Below are 16,113 nucleotides of genomic sequence, written 5' to 3'. Positions count from 1 at the left end.
AAGGTAACGGCGCTTGCGTTTGATCGTTTCCGCCACGTGTCTCTCGACACGTCAGTCAGAGGAATCTCTATGACACCGATACCTGAATCCCCCATGAATGATTATCCGATGCTTCCCCTGCGGGATGTGGTGGTCTTCCCCCACATGGTTGTTCCCCTGTTTGTTGGCCGGGAGAAGTCCATCAGAGCCCTGGAAGCGGCCATGGAGGGGAGTAAGGAAATCCTGTTGGTTGCCCAGCGCGATGCGGGCACGGATGATCCGGCGCCGGAGGACGTTTACGACATGGGCACGCTGGCGACCGTGCTGCAGATGCTGAAGTTGCCAGACGGAACCGTGAAGGTACTGGTCGAGGGCAACGCCCGTGCGCGTATGGATTCCATCGAGGAAGGCGAGTATCTCATGGCGCGTGCCGCGCTGCTGGACGAGGATACGCTGCCGGAGCGCGAAGAGTCCGTCATGGTCAAGACGCTGTCCGAAGAGTTTGAAAAATACGTCAAACTTTCCAAAAAAGTACCGTCGGAGGTGACCAATTCGCTGACGGGCATTGATGACCTTGAGCGTCTCGCGGATACCATGGCCGCCCACCTGGAACTGAAAATCCACGAGAAGCAGGAACTGCTTGAAAGCCTCGACGTACGCAAGAGAGTAGAGCTCTTGCTGGGCCGTCTTGACGGTGAAATCGACCTGATCGAGGTTGAGAAGCGTATACGCGGCCGCGTCAAGAAGCAGATGGAGCGCAGTCAGCGCGAGTATTACCTCAACGAACAGATGAAGGCCATCCAGAAAGAGATGGGTCAACTCGGGGAAGGTAATAACGATTTTGAGGAGCTCGAACAGAAACTCGAGGAGGCCGGGCTTCCGGAAGAGGCGCGCAAGAAGACCGACGCAGAGCTGAACAAGCTCAAAATGATGTCGCCGATGTCCGCCGAAGCGACGGTTGTCCGGGGTTACATCGATTGGATGTTGGCGGTGCCGTGGAAGAAGCGCAGCCGTGTTCGCCATGATCTGGACAAGGCTCGCGAAATTCTCGACCAAGACCATTACGGCCTGGACGAAGTAAAAAAACGTATCCTCGAATACCTGGCCGTGCAGAGCCGGGTGAAGAAGATCAAGGGGCCGGTGCTGTGCCTGGTGGGGCCGCCTGGTGTCGGTAAGACGTCCCTGGGACAGTCCGTGGCTCGTGCCACAAATCGTAAGTACACGCGTATGGCATTGGGCGGTGTGCGTGACGAGGCCGAGATCCGCGGTCATCGGAAAACATACATTGGCGCGTTGCCGGGCAAACTGCTGCAGAAGCTATCCAAAGTCGGCGTGAAGAATCCGCTGTTCCTGTTCGACGAGATCGACAAAATGGGTATGGACCACCGCGGCGACCCAGCGTCAGCGTTGCTCGAGGTGTTGGACCCAGAGCAGAACCACACCTTCAACGATCACTACCTGGAAGTGGATTACGACCTTTCCGACGTGATGTTCGTCTGTACGTCCAACTCCATGGATATTCCGCCGGCCCTATTGGACCGCATGGAGATTATTCGCATTCCGGGGTATACCGAGGACGAGAAGGTCAACATCGCCATGCAGCACCTGCTGCCCAAGCAGCTCAAAGCTAATGGCCTGCGTAAGAATGAGCTGGTAGTGTCCGACGATTCCATGCGCGACCTGATTCGCTACTACACCCGCGAGGCCGGTGTGCGTAGTCTCGAGCGCGAAATTGCCAAGATCTGCCGCAAGGTCGTGCGTGAGCATGTCGAGTCGGGAGAGAAGGCGTCGGTCGAGCTGACGCCGGACCTTCTGGAGCATTACTCCGGCGTACGCAAATTTAAGTACGGCCTGGCGGAAGAGTCCAATCAGGTGGGTCAGGTTACCGGTCTGGCGTGGACCCAGGTAGGTGGCGAGCTGCTGACTATTGAATGTGCGCTGACCCGCGGTAAGGGGAAGGTTGTCAAGACGGGCTCGCTGGGCGACGTCATGCAGGAGTCCATCCAGGCCGCCCTGACCGTTGTCCGTAGTCGAGCTACAGGATTGGGTATAAAGGAAGACTTCTACGAGCACAACGATCTCCATATCCACGTTCCCGAAGGCGCGACGCCGAAAGATGGCCCGAGTGCGGGCGTGGGTATGTGTACCGGGTTGGTCTCCGCCCTTACCGGAATCCCCGTAAGAGCAGACGTGGCCATGACCGGCGAAATCACGTTGCGCGGACGCGTCTTAGCGATTGGAGGGCTTAAGGAGAAGCTGCTTGCCGCCCATCGAGGTGGTATCAAGACTGTGATTATTCCAGAAGAAAATGTCCGTGATCTCAAGGAGATACCTGAAAACATCAAGGAATCACTGGAGATCGTGCCGGCGACTTGGATTGATCAGGTGTTGGATGTGGCGCTGGCCTATCAGCCAGACCCGGATGCGGCGGACCTGACTAAAGACGGTACACCGGCAAAAAAACGCGATGAAGAAGGCGATACCGGCGAACGCATAAATACACATTAAACGTAGAAGGCATTGTTGACACGCCTGAGAGCCCGTTGGTATAACTGTTTCCTCCTGAAGCAGCCTGTACCAAGGGCTCCCGGGGTTTTTGAGGATATTCCGATCGATACCAGATGACCGAAAGGAATAACAAAACCGAAGAATGGAATTCTCCGACCGCTTGTGCGATAGTCGGGAAGCTCCGAAAAAAAGAAACCAACCTATAACATCTTCAACCTGAAATCGAAGGGGTTTAGTGTGAACAAGTCCGAACTTATCGATGCAATCGCAGAGTCAGCAGATATTTCCAAGGCCGGTGCAGGACGTGCCCTGGATGCTATGGTTGCCTCTGTCACCGACGCACTGAAAAAAGGTGATCAGGTTACCCTGATCGGCTTCGGTACATTCTCTGTAAAAGAGCGTGCAGCGCGTACCGGTCGTAACCCGCAGACTGGCGCTGAAATCAAGATTCCAGCCTCAAAGGTTCCTGGCTTCAAGGCAGGCAAGGCTCTGAAAGACGCCGTCAAGTAAGAGGCGACTTTCGCGGCAGTGCCTGCGGAGGCATTGCCGGGGTAGTTTCTTCAAGGCATCTGGTCCCGGTAATTCGACACACCTGATCATGCTGAAATCTACTGATTAACTGCCCCACAGATTTCAAGGCGCATCCCTAGCAGGATGCGCCTTTTTACGTTCAGTACGCTGCCCTTGCCTGATTTTCCGACGGTGTCATGCAGCGACTGGTATTCCCGAGGAACATCAATAAGAGGCCTAACGCAGCAAGCCGGGTGGGTCGATTCAAGTGCCGGCCAAGCTGACGTCTGGGAGGAACATGCTTCAAGATATCCGGAATAATGCCCAGAGTACGATTGCCAAAATCATCATTGTGCTGCTGGTAATCGGTCTGTCCATGTTCGGTGTGGATGCCATCATCGGCGGGTTCGCTGGGGAGCCTGAAGTTGCTACCGTTAACGGTCAGGACATCACCGAGCGTGAGTTTACCCGCACCGTACAAATGCAGCGCCAGCGGCAGTTGGCCCAAATGGAAAACGCTGATCCTTCGCTTTTGAACGAGGACCAGATTCGTCAGAACGTACTGGAGGGCCTGATCCAGGAGGCGGTGCTGACCCAGGACGCCCAGGCACAAGGTCTGGCACTGTCCGAGCAGGACGTTGACCAGCTAATTACCTCGATGCCCCAATTCCAAACGAATGGCCAGTTCAGCCGCGAAGCGTTTACCAGCGCCGTACGCAATTTGGGCATGGGCGTGGGAGAGTTCCGCGAAGCGCTAGGCACCCAGTTTATGGTGAACCAGATTCGTAGCGGCATCTTGACGAGCGCTATCGTCAACGAACAGACGGCCAAAGACATCCTGCGCATACAGTCGCAATCCCGGTCCTTTAATACACTGCGTATCCCTGCCTCGGCTGTTGCGGATGAGGTTGAGGTAACAGAGGGCGATGTCGAGGATTACTACGATGACAATAAGTCCAATTTCCTGCAGCCGCAGCGGTTGGATGTCGCTTATCTGGTCTTGTCTCTCGATGATTTAGCAGAGGATGTGGAAATCAGCGAGCAAGAGCTGCGCGACTACTATGACCAGCAGCGCGCCAACGTCGGGGGCGAAGAACAACGTCGCGCCGCGCATATCCTGATCGAATCCGGTGACGACGCTCAGGCCAAGCTGGACGAAGTGCAGGAGAAGCTGGCGTCGGGTGAAGACTTTGGCGAGCTGGCTGAGGCCTACTCGGCAGACGTGGCCTCCGCGGAGCAGGGCGGCGACCTGGGATACGCTGGTCAAGGCGTGTACGACAGCGCGTTTGAAGAGGCGCTGTTTAGCATGGACGAGGGCGATGTATCCGAACCCGTCGAGACGCAATTTGGCTATCACATCATCAAATTGACGGATATTCGCAAAACTGAAGGTCCGTCTTTCGAGGATCAGCGCGAGACGCTTCGTCAGCAGTTGGCCCGTGAAAAGGCTGGCCGCCGTTTCTCCGAATTACGCAGCCAGCTGGCTGATATTTCATATTCCGAGCCTAGCCTGGAAGTGCCGGCTGAAGAGCTGGGACTGGACATACAGACCCGTGAAGGCGTGACTCGCGAAGGCGCGGAAGCACCCTTGGATCACCAGGGTCTAGTGCGCCAGCTGTTTTCCGAGGATGTGCTCTCCGGTGACTACAACACCGAAGTTATCGACGTGGATAACACCACGGCTGTGGTCGCTCATGTGCGGGAGAATCATACGGAAGAGCAACTCGAGCTGGCCGCGGTTAGCGATCAGATTCGGGAGCAGCTCACAGCCCAGCGTATTAGCGAAGCACTGTCCGCACGAAGCGAAGAATTGGTGGCTCGCTTGCAGGACGGCGACGAACCGGCCGAGGTTGCCGAGGATGTCGGTGCCGAGTGGACTTCCCATGAGTCCGTGGCCCGTAACGCCCGCGATGTAGAGTTCGATGTCTTGAATGCAGCGTTCAGCATGACTCGTCCGGCTGACGACAAGACGACCTATGATTGGGTTAGCGGCGCACAGCGCTCGGTGATCATCAGCTTGCAGAGCGTGCAGGATGGTAACGTCGAAGGCAAGGATACGGAGATCCAGGCGTTGACGAACTTCCTCGCCAATCAGCGTGGGCAGCGTGAGTACGGCGCCTACGCAGAGTCATTGCGCAGTGACGCGGACATCGAACGTCCCTGATAAATCGGGGCGTAGCGATAGGCAAGGACATCGCTTGAGCAGAAAAGCAGCGTAAGCAACAGAGCTGCGTGAGCAGGAAGCCATCAAAAAGGTAGGGCCAAAAGCCCTGCCTTTTTGATTTGTGACGAGGTGAATGCGATTGCCCGTTAAGGCTGGACCGGAGCCCCGGCGCCTTGCCCTCCCGACTGGATCTGCTCGAACACCGCGAAAGACATACCCGGTACGGTGAAGTCGCCAGCAGAAGCCGTCGCAGCAACACGGCCATTAAGCTCCGGGTGCAAGGTGAAGCCGCTCAGTGCGGTGCCGATGGTCTGACTCGTGGGCGATGCGTTGATGACAACCATGATCGCATCGCGCGCGGCGTCCAAATCAGCACCAGCGTTCGTGCCGTCATCCAGGCTGTAGGCGAGTACGCCTGGGACCTGGCCTGGGCCCGTATTATGAAACGTCAGGCGCTGTTGCACGGCCGCTCCGGTTCGGAGCCGGAACAGGGGTGACGTCTGGCGGATTCGTAGCAAAGCTTCCACGGCATCACGGGTCGTCAAGATATCCGCCGGTGTTGGTTCGGCATTGGGGTCGGCCAGAATGTCCAGGATGACGGGCCAGTTGTCGCCGTCCTTGTCTTCCCTTGGCAGACCGCGATTCCATGCGGTCTCCTGGTAGCTGAAGTCGACAGCATTGAACCAGTCGCCGGAGTCGTAGCTATCCCGTTGCATGGATTTGGAGCGCAGGAGTTCGGAGCCCATATGGAGGAAGGGAATGCCCTGGCTGAGAATCGGCACCGATAGTCCGACCACCTGCATCTTTGCGCGGTCGCTGCTGGAAACCGTGGACGGGATTTTGTATTGGTTGTTATCCCAGAGCGTCTGATTGTCGTGCTTCGAAACGTAGTTTACCAACTCCTGGGGATCGGCCGTGTAGCCCGCGGCTTGACCGTTGTAATCGATTTCGGCTGCGGTGCGAACCTGACCGTCGGCGGTTTCGAAGCTGTATTCAGCCAGACCGCCGGCGATACCGACACGAATCCAATCCATGGTTTGGAACAGTCGCAGCTTTTCGTCCTCTGAGCCGGAGTTCAACGCATTGGGCTGGGTATAAAGACCGTTGGCGACGCCCTGGTTTTGACGCAATGCGGTACCGCCATCGAACGGTCCTCCGCCACGTATGCCATCGCGGCTCCGGTCATTGAACGAACCGATACCTGTGCCCGCCATATTGGTTTGAATAGCGTTGACGCCGCGAGCGTTGGAGGCCACTTCGCCAAAGTTCCATCCTTCGCCGTAGAAGTAGGCGTCGGGATCGACCGCTTTAACGGCTTCCAGGGCCTTGGTCATATTGCTCAGCATGTGGTGGCCCATGAGATCGAAACGGAAGCCGGAAATGCCGTACTGATCTGCCCAGGTAACGAGCGAGTCGATCATCAACTTTTCCATCATGGCGTGTTCGGAAGCCGTGTTTTCACAGCAGGTGGATTGCTCCACCGCGCCGGTTTGCGGATTCTGGCGGTGATAGTAGCCTGGCACCAGTTTGTCCAGCACCGACTTATCCGCCAGGCCCGAAGAGTTGGTGTGGTTGTACACCACGTCCATGACCACGTTGAAGCCCATGTCGGTGAGCGACTGAACCATCTGCCTGAATTCCAGGATGCGTCCGGTGCCGTCTGCTTCCGAGGCATAGCTGCCTTCAGGGACGGTGTAGTGCACCGGATCGTACCCCCAGTTGAAGCTGTCCAGCCCGCGCAATGCGGAGTAAAGCGCTTGAGCATCACCGGTGGTGGGATCGAAAGACTCAAGCACCGAGCGAATAGTGCCGTCGCCACAATAGCTCGACCATTGGCTGGCCGCTTCTTCGGACAAATCGCACAGCCGGCTGAAGTTGTCGTCAATATCCACGACGTTCGCCGGGTTTTCGTCCACGGTGGCGATGTCGAATGCAGGTAGCAGGTGCAGATGAGTTACGCCCGCAGCGGCCAGTCGCCGCAAGTGAGCTACGCCGCTGCTTCCGGCTTCGGAAAAAGCGCCGTACTTGCCGCGGCTGTCCACGGAAACGGATGCGTCGCCCGCGCTGAAATCACGAATGTGAGTTTCGTAGACAACGATATTCTCCGGGCTGGCAACGGCTGGAGGTGCCAAGCTGTCCCAACCGGCGGGTTTGAGGTCGCTGTCGTCGAGGCTCACCACTTGTGCGTATTGTCCGTTGGTGGACAGGCTCAGGGCGTAAGGGTCGGTGGTCATCGTTGTTTCCACGGCGTCCGTGCGCGGATGGAAAACGGTTACTTCGTACTGATAGAACATGCGGTCGAGGGAAAGCGGGCCAGAGTATATCCAGGTTCCCGGCCGATTCGGATCCGCCGTCATGTCCACCGGATAGCTGTCGAGCGTCTCTTTGCGGGCATTGAATACATGCAGGCGTACCGACCGGGCAGTCGGCGCCCAGACCCGAAAATTCACGCCGCTGTCCGAGACGATGGCGCCGAGAGGCCCGTCGTAGGTGAAAAGATCGTCAAGAACCCCGGGGATCTGGATGCGTGTCGCGGCCATCAGCTCATCGTTGCTGTTGAAAGCTGCGGCTACCAATTGCCCCTTGAGCGCCCGGGCCCGCTCGCTATTTGTCAGCGGAACCTCGAAAGCCGGCCAGCCGGCCAGATGCGGGAATTTGTTTGCGGCTTCTGAAGAGAGGGTGCCGGTAGACAGCTCAACGGCTGTTCCACCGCTAAGCTGACCGTCACCGATCTGAATGCGGGCGTCCTCGGCGTATCGCAGTTCAACTCGCGCTGCGCCTTCGGCGTCGTCCCAGAGTAGAGTTTCGGCGTCCACCCAATGGGCGCTGGCATCTTCAATGCTGGTGGCTTCGGTGGAAATCGGATCGCTGGACAGTTCGCTTGAGCCGCTGAGGGTGAAAACCCGGCGTCCCAGCTCATCGAACCGCCACAGCATGTCGTTGTCGCCGAGGTCTTTTTCGTCACCCTTATGCATGATGAAGTTCAGGCAGGCGGCATCCTCGGTTGTGTCGACAATGTAGTAGGCACCATAGGTTTCACTAACGCCTTCCGCCGCCAGCGGCTCGGCCCAGTCGGTTGGGGCGGCGGCGCCGGAGCAGGTCTCGTTGTTCCATAGGTGCAGTCCCCAGCCCTCGTATGTGGTATCGGGGCGCAGGTAATAGAGTACGGCCTCATTGGGGCCGGGTTCGATCAGCGGCTCGCTCTGCTCGCCCGGATTGCCGGGATCGGGAGAATCGTCATCTCCGGAATTGCAGGCTGCCACACCCAGCGAGAGGCTGAGTATGCAGGCCAATTTAAGAATATTGCGTTGAGACATGAGAAGCATTCCTTGTGCGGTTGTTGTTTTTGATACTGCGCAAGAAATAGTCGCCTGCGTGTCGTAGCGGAACATCCTCTTTGTCGGGTTTTCTCGCGGCGTAGGTTTTGGGGCGTAGTTGAAGGGCTATAAACGAAAAAAACCTCCGGCCTGGAGGGCAGGCGCGGAGGTTTTCTGTCAAGGAAGGACGCTAATATTTATTGATGGCTTACCACCAGGCTTCCATCTGGACACCGAGCTGGATGTCTCCATCGACGCCGTCGCCGGCGCGGGCAGCCTCGGCTCGGTCACCGAAGAAGGTGGCTGCGTAGGCGCGGATGACCGGGCGGGCCCAGTAACTGCCGCCAGCAGACCATTGCTGTGCGATAGCGACTTTCTGTAGGTCGGTTGACTCAGAGTCGACACCCGCATTCTGCAAATCGTCGTAACCAACCTCTATGGCGGTGCTCAGAACCGGCGACCATTTATAGGTTGGGCGTACCACGACGCTGAAGCGTTCGGCATCGTCAGCGTTGGAGTCATGGGCGGAACCTTGTTGGTACAACGCAGAATAGCCCATTTCCCAGTTGCCGCTCAGGCCAATCACACCGTGATCGAGCACGCGCCAGCTGCTTTCCAGATAACCGGAAACATTGCTGTTTGCGACCCGGCCGCCGCCGCCGTTTTCGAAAGCGCCAAAGCCCATGGAATCAGCACCGTATTGCAGCACGAACTTGTTGAACCCGCCCAGGATGCCGGTTGCGAGTTCGGCGGTGAAGAAGTAGCCGTCCTCGTCCTCAAAGCCGGCGTCTTCCTGCTGATCGGTGAGGTCTGCCATGCCATAGATGCCGACCAGGGTTAGCGTGCTGGCGCCGACGGGGAATGCATAGCGAACATCGAACTTGTTGTTCTGGATAAACTGTTCGCCGTCTGGATTATCGTGGTTGATAAAGGCAAGAGACAGCTTGCCCGGCCCGGCCGGGATGTTCTCGATACCGCCGCCGTAGCCGGAGTTGTTCAGATAATAAAGGTCCAGTTGATGAACGTCATGGCGCTGGTAGTAGCGTTTACCCGCCCAAAGCGTTGCGTCGGGCATGGAGTCGAAGGCGTTGCCGGACACGAAGAGCTGGCGCAGGGCAATGTCGCCGCCGCCATAACCGCCATCACCGCCGGTGAAGCTCTGGAAATCGTTACCCTGGTTGTTGGTCCCGTAGGAGACCATGGAGTCGAAACGGAAGGTTTTGCCGTTCTCGTTATACAGCTCGTCACCCAGCCCGATTTCGGCATAGGTATCGCACTCGTCAGCGAGGCGGCCCACGAAGTGACCGGCAGCGCCACTTCCGAAACAGGTCTGCTCGCCACCGCTCTGCAAGTTGGTTGAAGCCCCGGCACGCGCATAGCCACTGAAGTCCACAGCGAAAGCCGGCGTTGCGAAAGCCGCGGACGCGATGGCCGCTGCGATCGGAGTCAGTCTAAACAGTCGTCTGTTGTTATTTTGCATCATCTCTGTCCTGTGCTTTTCGTGTTGTTATGAGCGCAGGGTTCGTCACCGTCAGGTCAAGCGGGCTCCAGCCAGACCGCTAGGCGTTTACTCACCCCAGGAAAGACCGAGGCGCCCGTTCTCGGGGCGCCATCTTCCCGGCTTCCTGCCCATGTTTCGGGAAACCCGTATCCATAGTCCGCAATGCAATAGGACGTCACATCATCCAGACCGGGAGAAAAGGGGGGTGAGTTTTAAGGGGGAGGAGGGGCGTAGCAGGGGACGGTGGGGAATTTTAGGGGAGCGGCTTGTGTGGGTGCCGCTCCCGAGTAGGCACCTGACAACTACTCAGCGCTAAAGCGGGTCGGTTTGAGGCTGTCCTTGATTTTCTTTAGGTGACCCTGGAAATCACTGCCCCGTTTCAGGGTTACGCCTGTGGCCAGGATATCGATGATCATCAGGTGAATGATGCGCGAGGTCATCGGCATGTAAACCTCGGTGTCTTCGGGTGCCGTTACTTCCAAGGCTACGGTGCAGGCTCTGGAGAGCGGGGAGTTGGGGGCAGTGATGCCAATCACCGTCGCGCCATTGTTGCGGGCGGATTCGGCGATGTCCACCAGGTCCCGGGTACGCCCGGTATAGGAAATAACCACGATGACATCGCCGGTATGATTGCCGGCGGCTACCATGCGCTGCATCAGCACGTCGTCGTAGGCGACAACCGGAATATTGAAACGGAAGAACTTGTGCTGAGCGTCCATCGCCACTGGCGCGGAACCGCCCATGCCGAAGAAATTGATCTGTTTGGCCTGGATCAGGTAGTCGATAGCGGTTCCGATAGCGACAGGATCAAGCGCCTGCCGCGCCTTATCCAAGCTGGCTATTGTGCTGAGTACGATTTTGTCGGAGAAGGTGGCAACGTCATCGTCAGGGCGCACATTCTGGCTGACATAAGGCGTGCCGGTGGCGATGCTTTGGGCCAGTTGAATCTTAAAATCCGGGAAGCCGGAGGTTGAGAAACCACGGCAGAAGCGATTGACGGTAGGTTCGCTGACATCGGCGGCCCGCGCCAAGGCGGCGATGCTGTAACGGGTGGCTGCACTGGGATCGCGGAGGATGGCTTCAGCGACCTTACGCTCGGATTTGTTCAGGCTCTCGAGCTTCCCCTGGATCTGTTCCAGCAGATTCGGTGCAGTGGTGTCACTGGTTTTATTCATGTTTGGCTATCCCGGATAGACTCTGCTTGACTGAATAGACGCTATGACTGCGGATTATACCGGTTTTCGTACGTCGCTTGTGTAGTAAAATAGTCAAGATTAAATAAATATTCTTGGAATTATGGGTTTTTGATGCCATTATTTTGTCAAAATTACTACATTGTTTACTGAGGACCGCGCCTGAGCGTTGTCACCCGTGTTGCGTGATGTAGAAACAGAACAGTGCGCGATGCAGAGACAAAAAGGCGCCTAAACAGCTTTGAAGGACGATGAATGAGCCGGAAAAACGAAAACCAGTGCGACCTTATTATGTTTGGCGCCCTGGGTGACCTGGCACAGCGTAAACTCTTCCCCGCACTATACCAGCTTGACGCGGCCGACCTCCTTGCGCCGAAAACGCGCATTCTCGCTCTGGCCCGGCAGGACTATGACGCCGAGGGTGCACGGGAGAAGCTGAAGCAGAAACTGCAGGAATACGTCAAGGTGGATGAGCTCGACGAGGCCGTGATGTCCCGCTTCCTCAGTCGCATCGATTACAAACAACTCGATTTTGCGGCGACCGACGATTACGTCAGTCTGCGCGAGTGGCGCGAGACGGGCGGCGGCGCTTTGATCGTTTATATGGCGACGCCACCGTCCATCTACGGCATGATCGCCCGCAACCTCAAAGAGACGGATTGTATAAACGGGGCGACGCGCGTCGTGGTCGAGAAGCCGATTGGGCACGATCTGGAATCATCCCACGAAATCAATGACGAGCTGGCCGAGGTCTTCAATGAAAACCAGCTTTTCCGTATCGATCACTATCTGGGTAAGGAAACCGTCCAGAATCTGATCGCGCTGCGCTTTGCCAACAACCTGTTTGCGACCCAGTGGAATCAGAACCACATCTCCCATGTGGAGATAACTGTGGCTGAAAGCGTTGGCATCGAAGGGCGCTGGGGCTACTTCGACAAAGCCGGCCAGATGCGGGATATGATCCAGAATCACTTGCTGCAGTTGCTATGTCTGATCGCCATGGACCCGCCGTCCGACCTGTCGGCAGACAGTATTCGGGATGAAAAGGTCAAGGTACTCAAGGCCCTGCGACCGATAACGCCGGATTTGGTCGAAACCCATTTGGTGCGTGGTCAATACACGGCCGGAACCTCAACGGGCCGACCGGTGCCCGGCTATCTCGAAGAGGAAGATGCCGTGCGTGGCAGTTCCACGGAAACCTTCGTGGCGCTAAAGGCGGAGATCTCCAATTGGCGCTGGTCCGGCGTGCCTTTCTATATTCGGACGGGCAAACGTCTGCCGGAGAAGCTGTCGCAGATCATTATTCACTTCAAACCGGCGCCGCATTACATCTTCGATCCCGATCAAAAGCATCTGGCCGCGAATAAGCTGATTATCCGGCTACAACCGGATGAAGGTATGTCCTTGCAAATCCTCACGAAAGACCAGGGGTTGCATAAGGGGATGCGCCTGCGGCAAGGCCCACTGGAACTGACGTTCTCCGAGACCTTTGACCAGGAGCGCATACCGGATGCGTACGAGCGTCTGCTTTGGGAAGCCATGAAAGGCAATCAATACCTCTTCGTGCGTCGCGACGAGGTGGAGTATGCCTGGAAGTGGGTCGACCAGGTCATTTCCAACTGGGAAGAGCACGCTTCCCCACCCAAACGCTACGCGGCCGGCACCTGGGGTCCGGTGGCGTCGATTGCCCTGATAACCCGAGATGGCAGGAGTTGGTATGAAGATGCCTGAGGTGGATTGGCCACCGACGATTGAACCGGTACTTGGCGAGGACGCTGCAGAGATTGCTTCGCGTCTGGCCGATGCTGTCGCTGAACGTCTTGCAAAGGCGTTAGAGGTGAAGGATCGCGCGAGCATGGCAGTCTCCGGCGGCAGTACACCCAAGCCGTTCTTTGAAAAACTGCGGGAGATGCCCCTGGATTGGTCCCGGGTAGACATCACCCTGGCAGACGAACGTTGGGTGGCGACGGACTCCAGCGACAGTAATGAGCGGTTGCTCCGGGAAACGCTGCTGCAAGGTCCGGCTGACAAGGCTCGCTTTGTCGGTTTGAAACAGAAGCACGATACCGCCAATGCCGGGCAGCCGCTCGCGGAAGCCGCTCTGGCCGAGATGGCCTGGCCGCTCGACGTGGTGATCCTCGGCATGGGCAACGATGGCCACACCGCTTCACTGTTTCCGGACGCGCCGGAGATCGACGGAGCACTGGATGAGAGTCTCGCAGACCGTTGCATGGCGCTACATCCCGCATCTCAGCCATTGCCACGGTTGTCGCTGACCCGAAGTGCGTTGGAAGGGGCGGAATGGGTTGCCCTGCATCTTCGTGGCGACGACAAGATGGATACGCTGATGACCGCGATTAGCGATATGAAGGCCATACGAGAGATGCCCGTTAGGGCGTTTCTCGGCGCCGGTGTCCGTTTGTTCTGGAGCCCCTGAATTTTAAAGAGAGAAATTTTGATGCCCTCATTGCTGACAGAAGCACACCGCAACCAGGTTCAGGCATTGCTGGAAGCCTGTCCTCTGGTGCCGGTTATCGCCATCAACAAGCCGGAACATGCCCTCCCGCTGGGTCGGGCGCTAGTGGCTGGCGGTATCAATATCCTGGAAATTACTCTGCGTACGCCGTATGGCCTGGATGCGATCCACGAATTGCGTACCGAGTTGCCCGAAGTTTGGGTGGGTGCCGGCACCGTCACCACAATCGAGCAATACCGCGATGTGGACAAGGCTGGCGCCCGGTTCGTGATTACCCCTGGCGTGACCGAATCACTGCTGGAGCATGCGATCACCGCGAGAGCGCCATTGTTGCCTGGCGTAGCCACAATGTCCGAAATGCTGATGGGCTATCAGCGCGGATTCCGCCACTTCAAGTTTTTCCCGGCTGCGGTTTCGGGGGGCGTCGATGCATTGAAATCGTTCGCAGGCCCGTTCCCGGATGTCTGCTTTTGCCCGACGGGAGGGATCAAGAAGGAAACGGCCTCGGACTACTTGAGTCTTGAAAACGTCGCCGCTGTCGGCGGCAGTTGGCTGACGCCGCAAGATGCGATTGACGCTGGAGACTGGGACCGGATTACATCGATCGCGAAAGAGAGCCTGGCTTTGCTGAAAGGCTGAATGCCAAGTTCAAAAAAACGATTGGAAAGGCGCCTGCGGGCGCTTTTTTTATAAGCGTACTTTCTTCACTTTCTTCACTTTCACCACTTTCATCAGTGCTAAATGCTTACCTTCGGCGCTAACTGGCGAATGGGATAACTCTAGGCGTGCTTGCGCTAGCGGTATGACTAGCGCTAGCGGTATGAGAGGGAAAAAGGGAAAGGAAGAAAAAAGAAGAAATAAAAAGGGCAGGAGAAACCTCTGGGAGAGGGGTTTCCCTGCCAAAGTCCACGATGGTGGGAGCACCAAACGCAGTCGTCAGTCTTTCGGGTGAGATCTATCCTGTAAGCGGACCCTATTGGATAGCCGCGCCTACCCGAACAATCTTCATCGTATTCGTGCCGCCCTGGGCATTAACGTAATCGCCTTTAGTGACCACCACGAGGTCACCTTCCTTGACCACGCCACGGTCTACCAGCTCCGCTACCACGCGCGCGTTGGTTTCTTCGTTGGGAACCAGTTCTGAGTCGAAAGGTACGGTTTGCACACCACGATACAACACAACCTTGTGCTGAGTGCTGTGGTGCCGAGAGAAGGCGTAGATGGGCAGGCTCGACTTAATCCGCGACATCAGCAGGGGAGTGGCGCCGGTCTCCGTCAAACAGATGATGGCACTGACGTCTTCCAAGTGATTGGCGGCGTACATGGCCGACAGGGCGATAGCTTCGTCGACGCGTTCCATGCGTTCATGGATGCGATGGTTGGATTGGTGCATCGAAGGCTGCTTTTCCGCGCCCAGACAGATGCGCACCATAGCGTCGACGGCTTCCCTGGGGTAATCCCCCACCGCGGTTTCGGCAGACAGCATCACGGCATCGGTGTAGTCCATGACGGCATTTGCGACATCCGATACTTCGGCCCGGGTTGGCATCGGGTTCTCGATCATCGATTCCATCATTTGGGTGGCCGTAATCACTACACGGTCGAGGCTTCGTGCGCGGCTGATGATGTGTTTCTGCACCCCGACCAGTTCGGCGTCGCCAATCTCCACCGCCAGATCGCCGCGAGCGACCATGACGGCGTCGGAGGCTTCGATAACGGCATCAAGCTGGTCGGTGTTATGCGCAAGCTCCGCACGCTCGATCTTTGCAATCAGAGCAGCTTGAGAGCCGGCCTCACGCAAAAGCGCCCGGGCGGTGTGCATATCATCCGCAGTGCGGACGAAAGACACCGCCACATAATCGGCCCCCAGGGCGGCAGCAGTCTTGATGTCCTGCTTGTCTTTGGCGGTCAGCGCATCGGCCGAAAGACCGCCGCCACGCTTGTTCAGCCCTTTGTTGTTCGACAGGGGGCCGCCTATCAATACGCGGGACGAAATACTGTGATCGTCCACATGTTCGACTTCCATCTCGATGCGGCCATCGTCCAGCACCAGAATGTCGCCGGGAACCACGTCTCGAATCAGTTGCTCGTAATCTATACCGACCCTTTCCTCGGTGCCGGCCTCTTTGTCCATCGCGGCATCGAGAACAAACGTTTGGCCAGCCTGTACGGTAATTTTATTATCCGTGAAGCGGGCGATCCGAAGCTTCGGACCTTGCAGATCGGCCAACAGGGCAACGAACCGGCCTTGAGCCTCGGCAGCTTCCCGCACACGACGCGCGCGCTCCATATGGTCTTCGGCGCTGCCATGGGAGAAATTCAGACGGGTCACATCGACGCCCGCCGCAATGATGGCGGCGAGCGATTCGGGGGAGTCGGTGGCGGGTCCCAGTGTGGCGACGATCTTGGTGCGCCTGAGCATTGAAAATCCTCTGGTTCTTTTAAGTGAGTGCTTTGCGGCCGCG

The 16,113-nt window shown here is 57.3% G+C and carries 10 protein-coding genes; 6 read left to right on the top strand and 4 right to left on the bottom strand.

Annotation, left to right across the window (positions count from 1 at the left end; translation table 11 throughout):
• The first annotated feature begins 69 nt into the window (after nt 1–69).
• The 3 genes from lon (at nt 70) to FXO11_RS11580 (ending at nt 5,161) form a co-directional block, all read left to right on the top strand.
• A complete protein-coding gene (lon, locus tag FXO11_RS11590) occupies nt 70–2,487 on the top strand; it encodes an endopeptidase La (protein ID WP_148863122.1) in 2,418 nt (805 codons plus the stop codon).
• A 237-nt stretch (nt 2,488–2,724) separates the two neighbouring features.
• Nucleotides 2,725–2,997 (top strand): HU family DNA-binding protein, encoded by a 273-nt coding sequence (locus FXO11_RS11585; protein ID WP_148863121.1) that lies wholly within the window; start codon nt 2,725–2,727, stop codon nt 2,995–2,997.
• Nucleotides 2,998–3,295: 298 nt separating this feature from the next.
• A complete protein-coding gene (locus FXO11_RS11580) occupies nt 3,296–5,161 on the top strand; it encodes a SurA N-terminal domain-containing protein (RefSeq protein WP_148863120.1) in 1,866 nt (621 codons plus the stop codon).
• A gap of 146 nt (nt 5,162–5,307) precedes the next feature.
• On the opposite strand, the gene pulA is transcribed toward FXO11_RS11580, so the two are convergent.
• The 3 genes from pulA to FXO11_RS11565 form a co-directional block, all read right to left on the bottom strand.
• Complete coding sequence (gene pulA, locus FXO11_RS11575) at nt 5,308–8,478, bottom strand: pullulanase-type alpha-1,6-glucosidase (RefSeq protein WP_148863119.1); 3,171 nt, start codon at nt 8,476–8,478, stop codon at nt 5,308–5,310.
• 208 nt (nt 8,479–8,686) lie between these two features.
• On the bottom strand, nt 8,687–9,961 hold the full coding sequence (gene lamB, locus FXO11_RS11570; protein ID WP_227545873.1) for a maltoporin LamB: 1,275 nt from the start codon (nt 9,959–9,961) through the stop codon (nt 8,687–8,689).
• Nucleotides 9,962–10,281: 320 nt separating this feature from the next.
• Nucleotides 10,282–11,154 carry a MurR/RpiR family transcriptional regulator gene (locus tag FXO11_RS11565; RefSeq protein WP_148863118.1) on the bottom strand — a complete coding sequence of 291 codons (873 nt, stop codon included), beginning with the start codon at nt 11,152–11,154 and terminating at the stop codon, nt 10,282–10,284.
• 273 nt (nt 11,155–11,427) lie between these two features.
• Between FXO11_RS11565 and zwf the strand changes: the two genes are divergently transcribed.
• Genes zwf through FXO11_RS11550 form a run of 3 tightly spaced genes read left to right on the top strand, consistent with a single transcriptional unit; the run spans nt 11,428 to nt 14,287 of the window.
• The gene (gene zwf / locus FXO11_RS11560) at nt 11,428–12,903 is read left to right on the top strand and encodes a glucose-6-phosphate dehydrogenase (RefSeq protein ID WP_148863117.1); all 1,476 of its coding nucleotides are present in this window, start codon (nt 11,428–11,430) and stop codon (nt 12,901–12,903) included.
• The gene (pgl, locus tag FXO11_RS11555; protein ID WP_148863116.1) at nt 12,890–13,609 is read left to right on the top strand and encodes a 6-phosphogluconolactonase; all 720 of its coding nucleotides are present in this window, start codon (nt 12,890–12,892) and stop codon (nt 13,607–13,609) included. The genes zwf and pgl overlap by 14 nt, the downstream gene beginning before the upstream one ends.
• Nucleotides 13,610–13,630: 21 nt before the next feature.
• Entirely contained in the window at nt 13,631–14,287 is a 657-nt protein-coding gene (locus tag FXO11_RS11550; RefSeq protein ID WP_148863115.1) for a bifunctional 4-hydroxy-2-oxoglutarate aldolase/2-dehydro-3-deoxy-phosphogluconate aldolase, read from the top strand.
• A 334-nt stretch (nt 14,288–14,621) separates the two neighbouring features.
• Here FXO11_RS11550 and pyk read toward each other — a convergent pair whose 3' ends face one another.
• A complete protein-coding gene (pyk, locus tag FXO11_RS11545; protein WP_148863114.1) occupies nt 14,622–16,070 on the bottom strand; it encodes a pyruvate kinase in 1,449 nt (482 codons plus the stop codon).
• Nucleotides 16,071–16,113: the final 43 nt, after the last annotated feature.

It is taken from the genome of Marinobacter fonticola, from assembly GCF_008122265.1.
Taxonomy (GTDB): Bacteria; Pseudomonadota; Gammaproteobacteria; order Pseudomonadales; family Oleiphilaceae; genus Marinobacter_A; species Marinobacter_A fonticola.
This window is presented reverse-complemented; position numbering and strand designations above follow the sequence as displayed.

What these genes read in the sequence shown, in the direction of transcription:
- lon (WP_148863122.1), top strand. Translation starts at nt 70, where the DNA reads ATGACACCGATACCTGAATCCCCCATGAATGATTATCCGATGCTTCCC.
- zwf (WP_148863117.1), top strand. Translation starts at nt 11,428, where the DNA reads ATGAGCCGGAAAAACGAAAACCAGTGCGACCTTATTATGTTTGGCGCC.
- lamB (WP_227545873.1), bottom strand. Translation starts at nt 9,961, where the DNA reads ATGATGCAAAATAACAACAGACGACTGTTTAGACTGACTCCGATCGCA.
- FXO11_RS11550 (WP_148863115.1), top strand. Translation starts at nt 13,631, where the DNA reads ATGCCCTCATTGCTGACAGAAGCACACCGCAACCAGGTTCAGGCATTG.
- FXO11_RS11565 (WP_148863118.1), bottom strand. Translation starts at nt 11,154, where the DNA reads ATGAATAAAACCAGTGACACCACTGCACCGAATCTGCTGGAACAGATC.
- pgl (WP_148863116.1), top strand. Translation starts at nt 12,890, where the DNA reads ATGAAGATGCCTGAGGTGGATTGGCCACCGACGATTGAACCGGTACTT.
- pulA (WP_148863119.1), bottom strand. Translation starts at nt 8,478, where the DNA reads ATGTCTCAACGCAATATTCTTAAATTGGCCTGCATACTCAGCCTCTCG.
- pyk (WP_148863114.1), bottom strand. Translation starts at nt 16,070, where the DNA reads ATGCTCAGGCGCACCAAGATCGTCGCCACACTGGGACCCGCCACCGAC.
- FXO11_RS11580 (WP_148863120.1), top strand. Translation starts at nt 3,296, where the DNA reads ATGCTTCAAGATATCCGGAATAATGCCCAGAGTACGATTGCCAAAATC.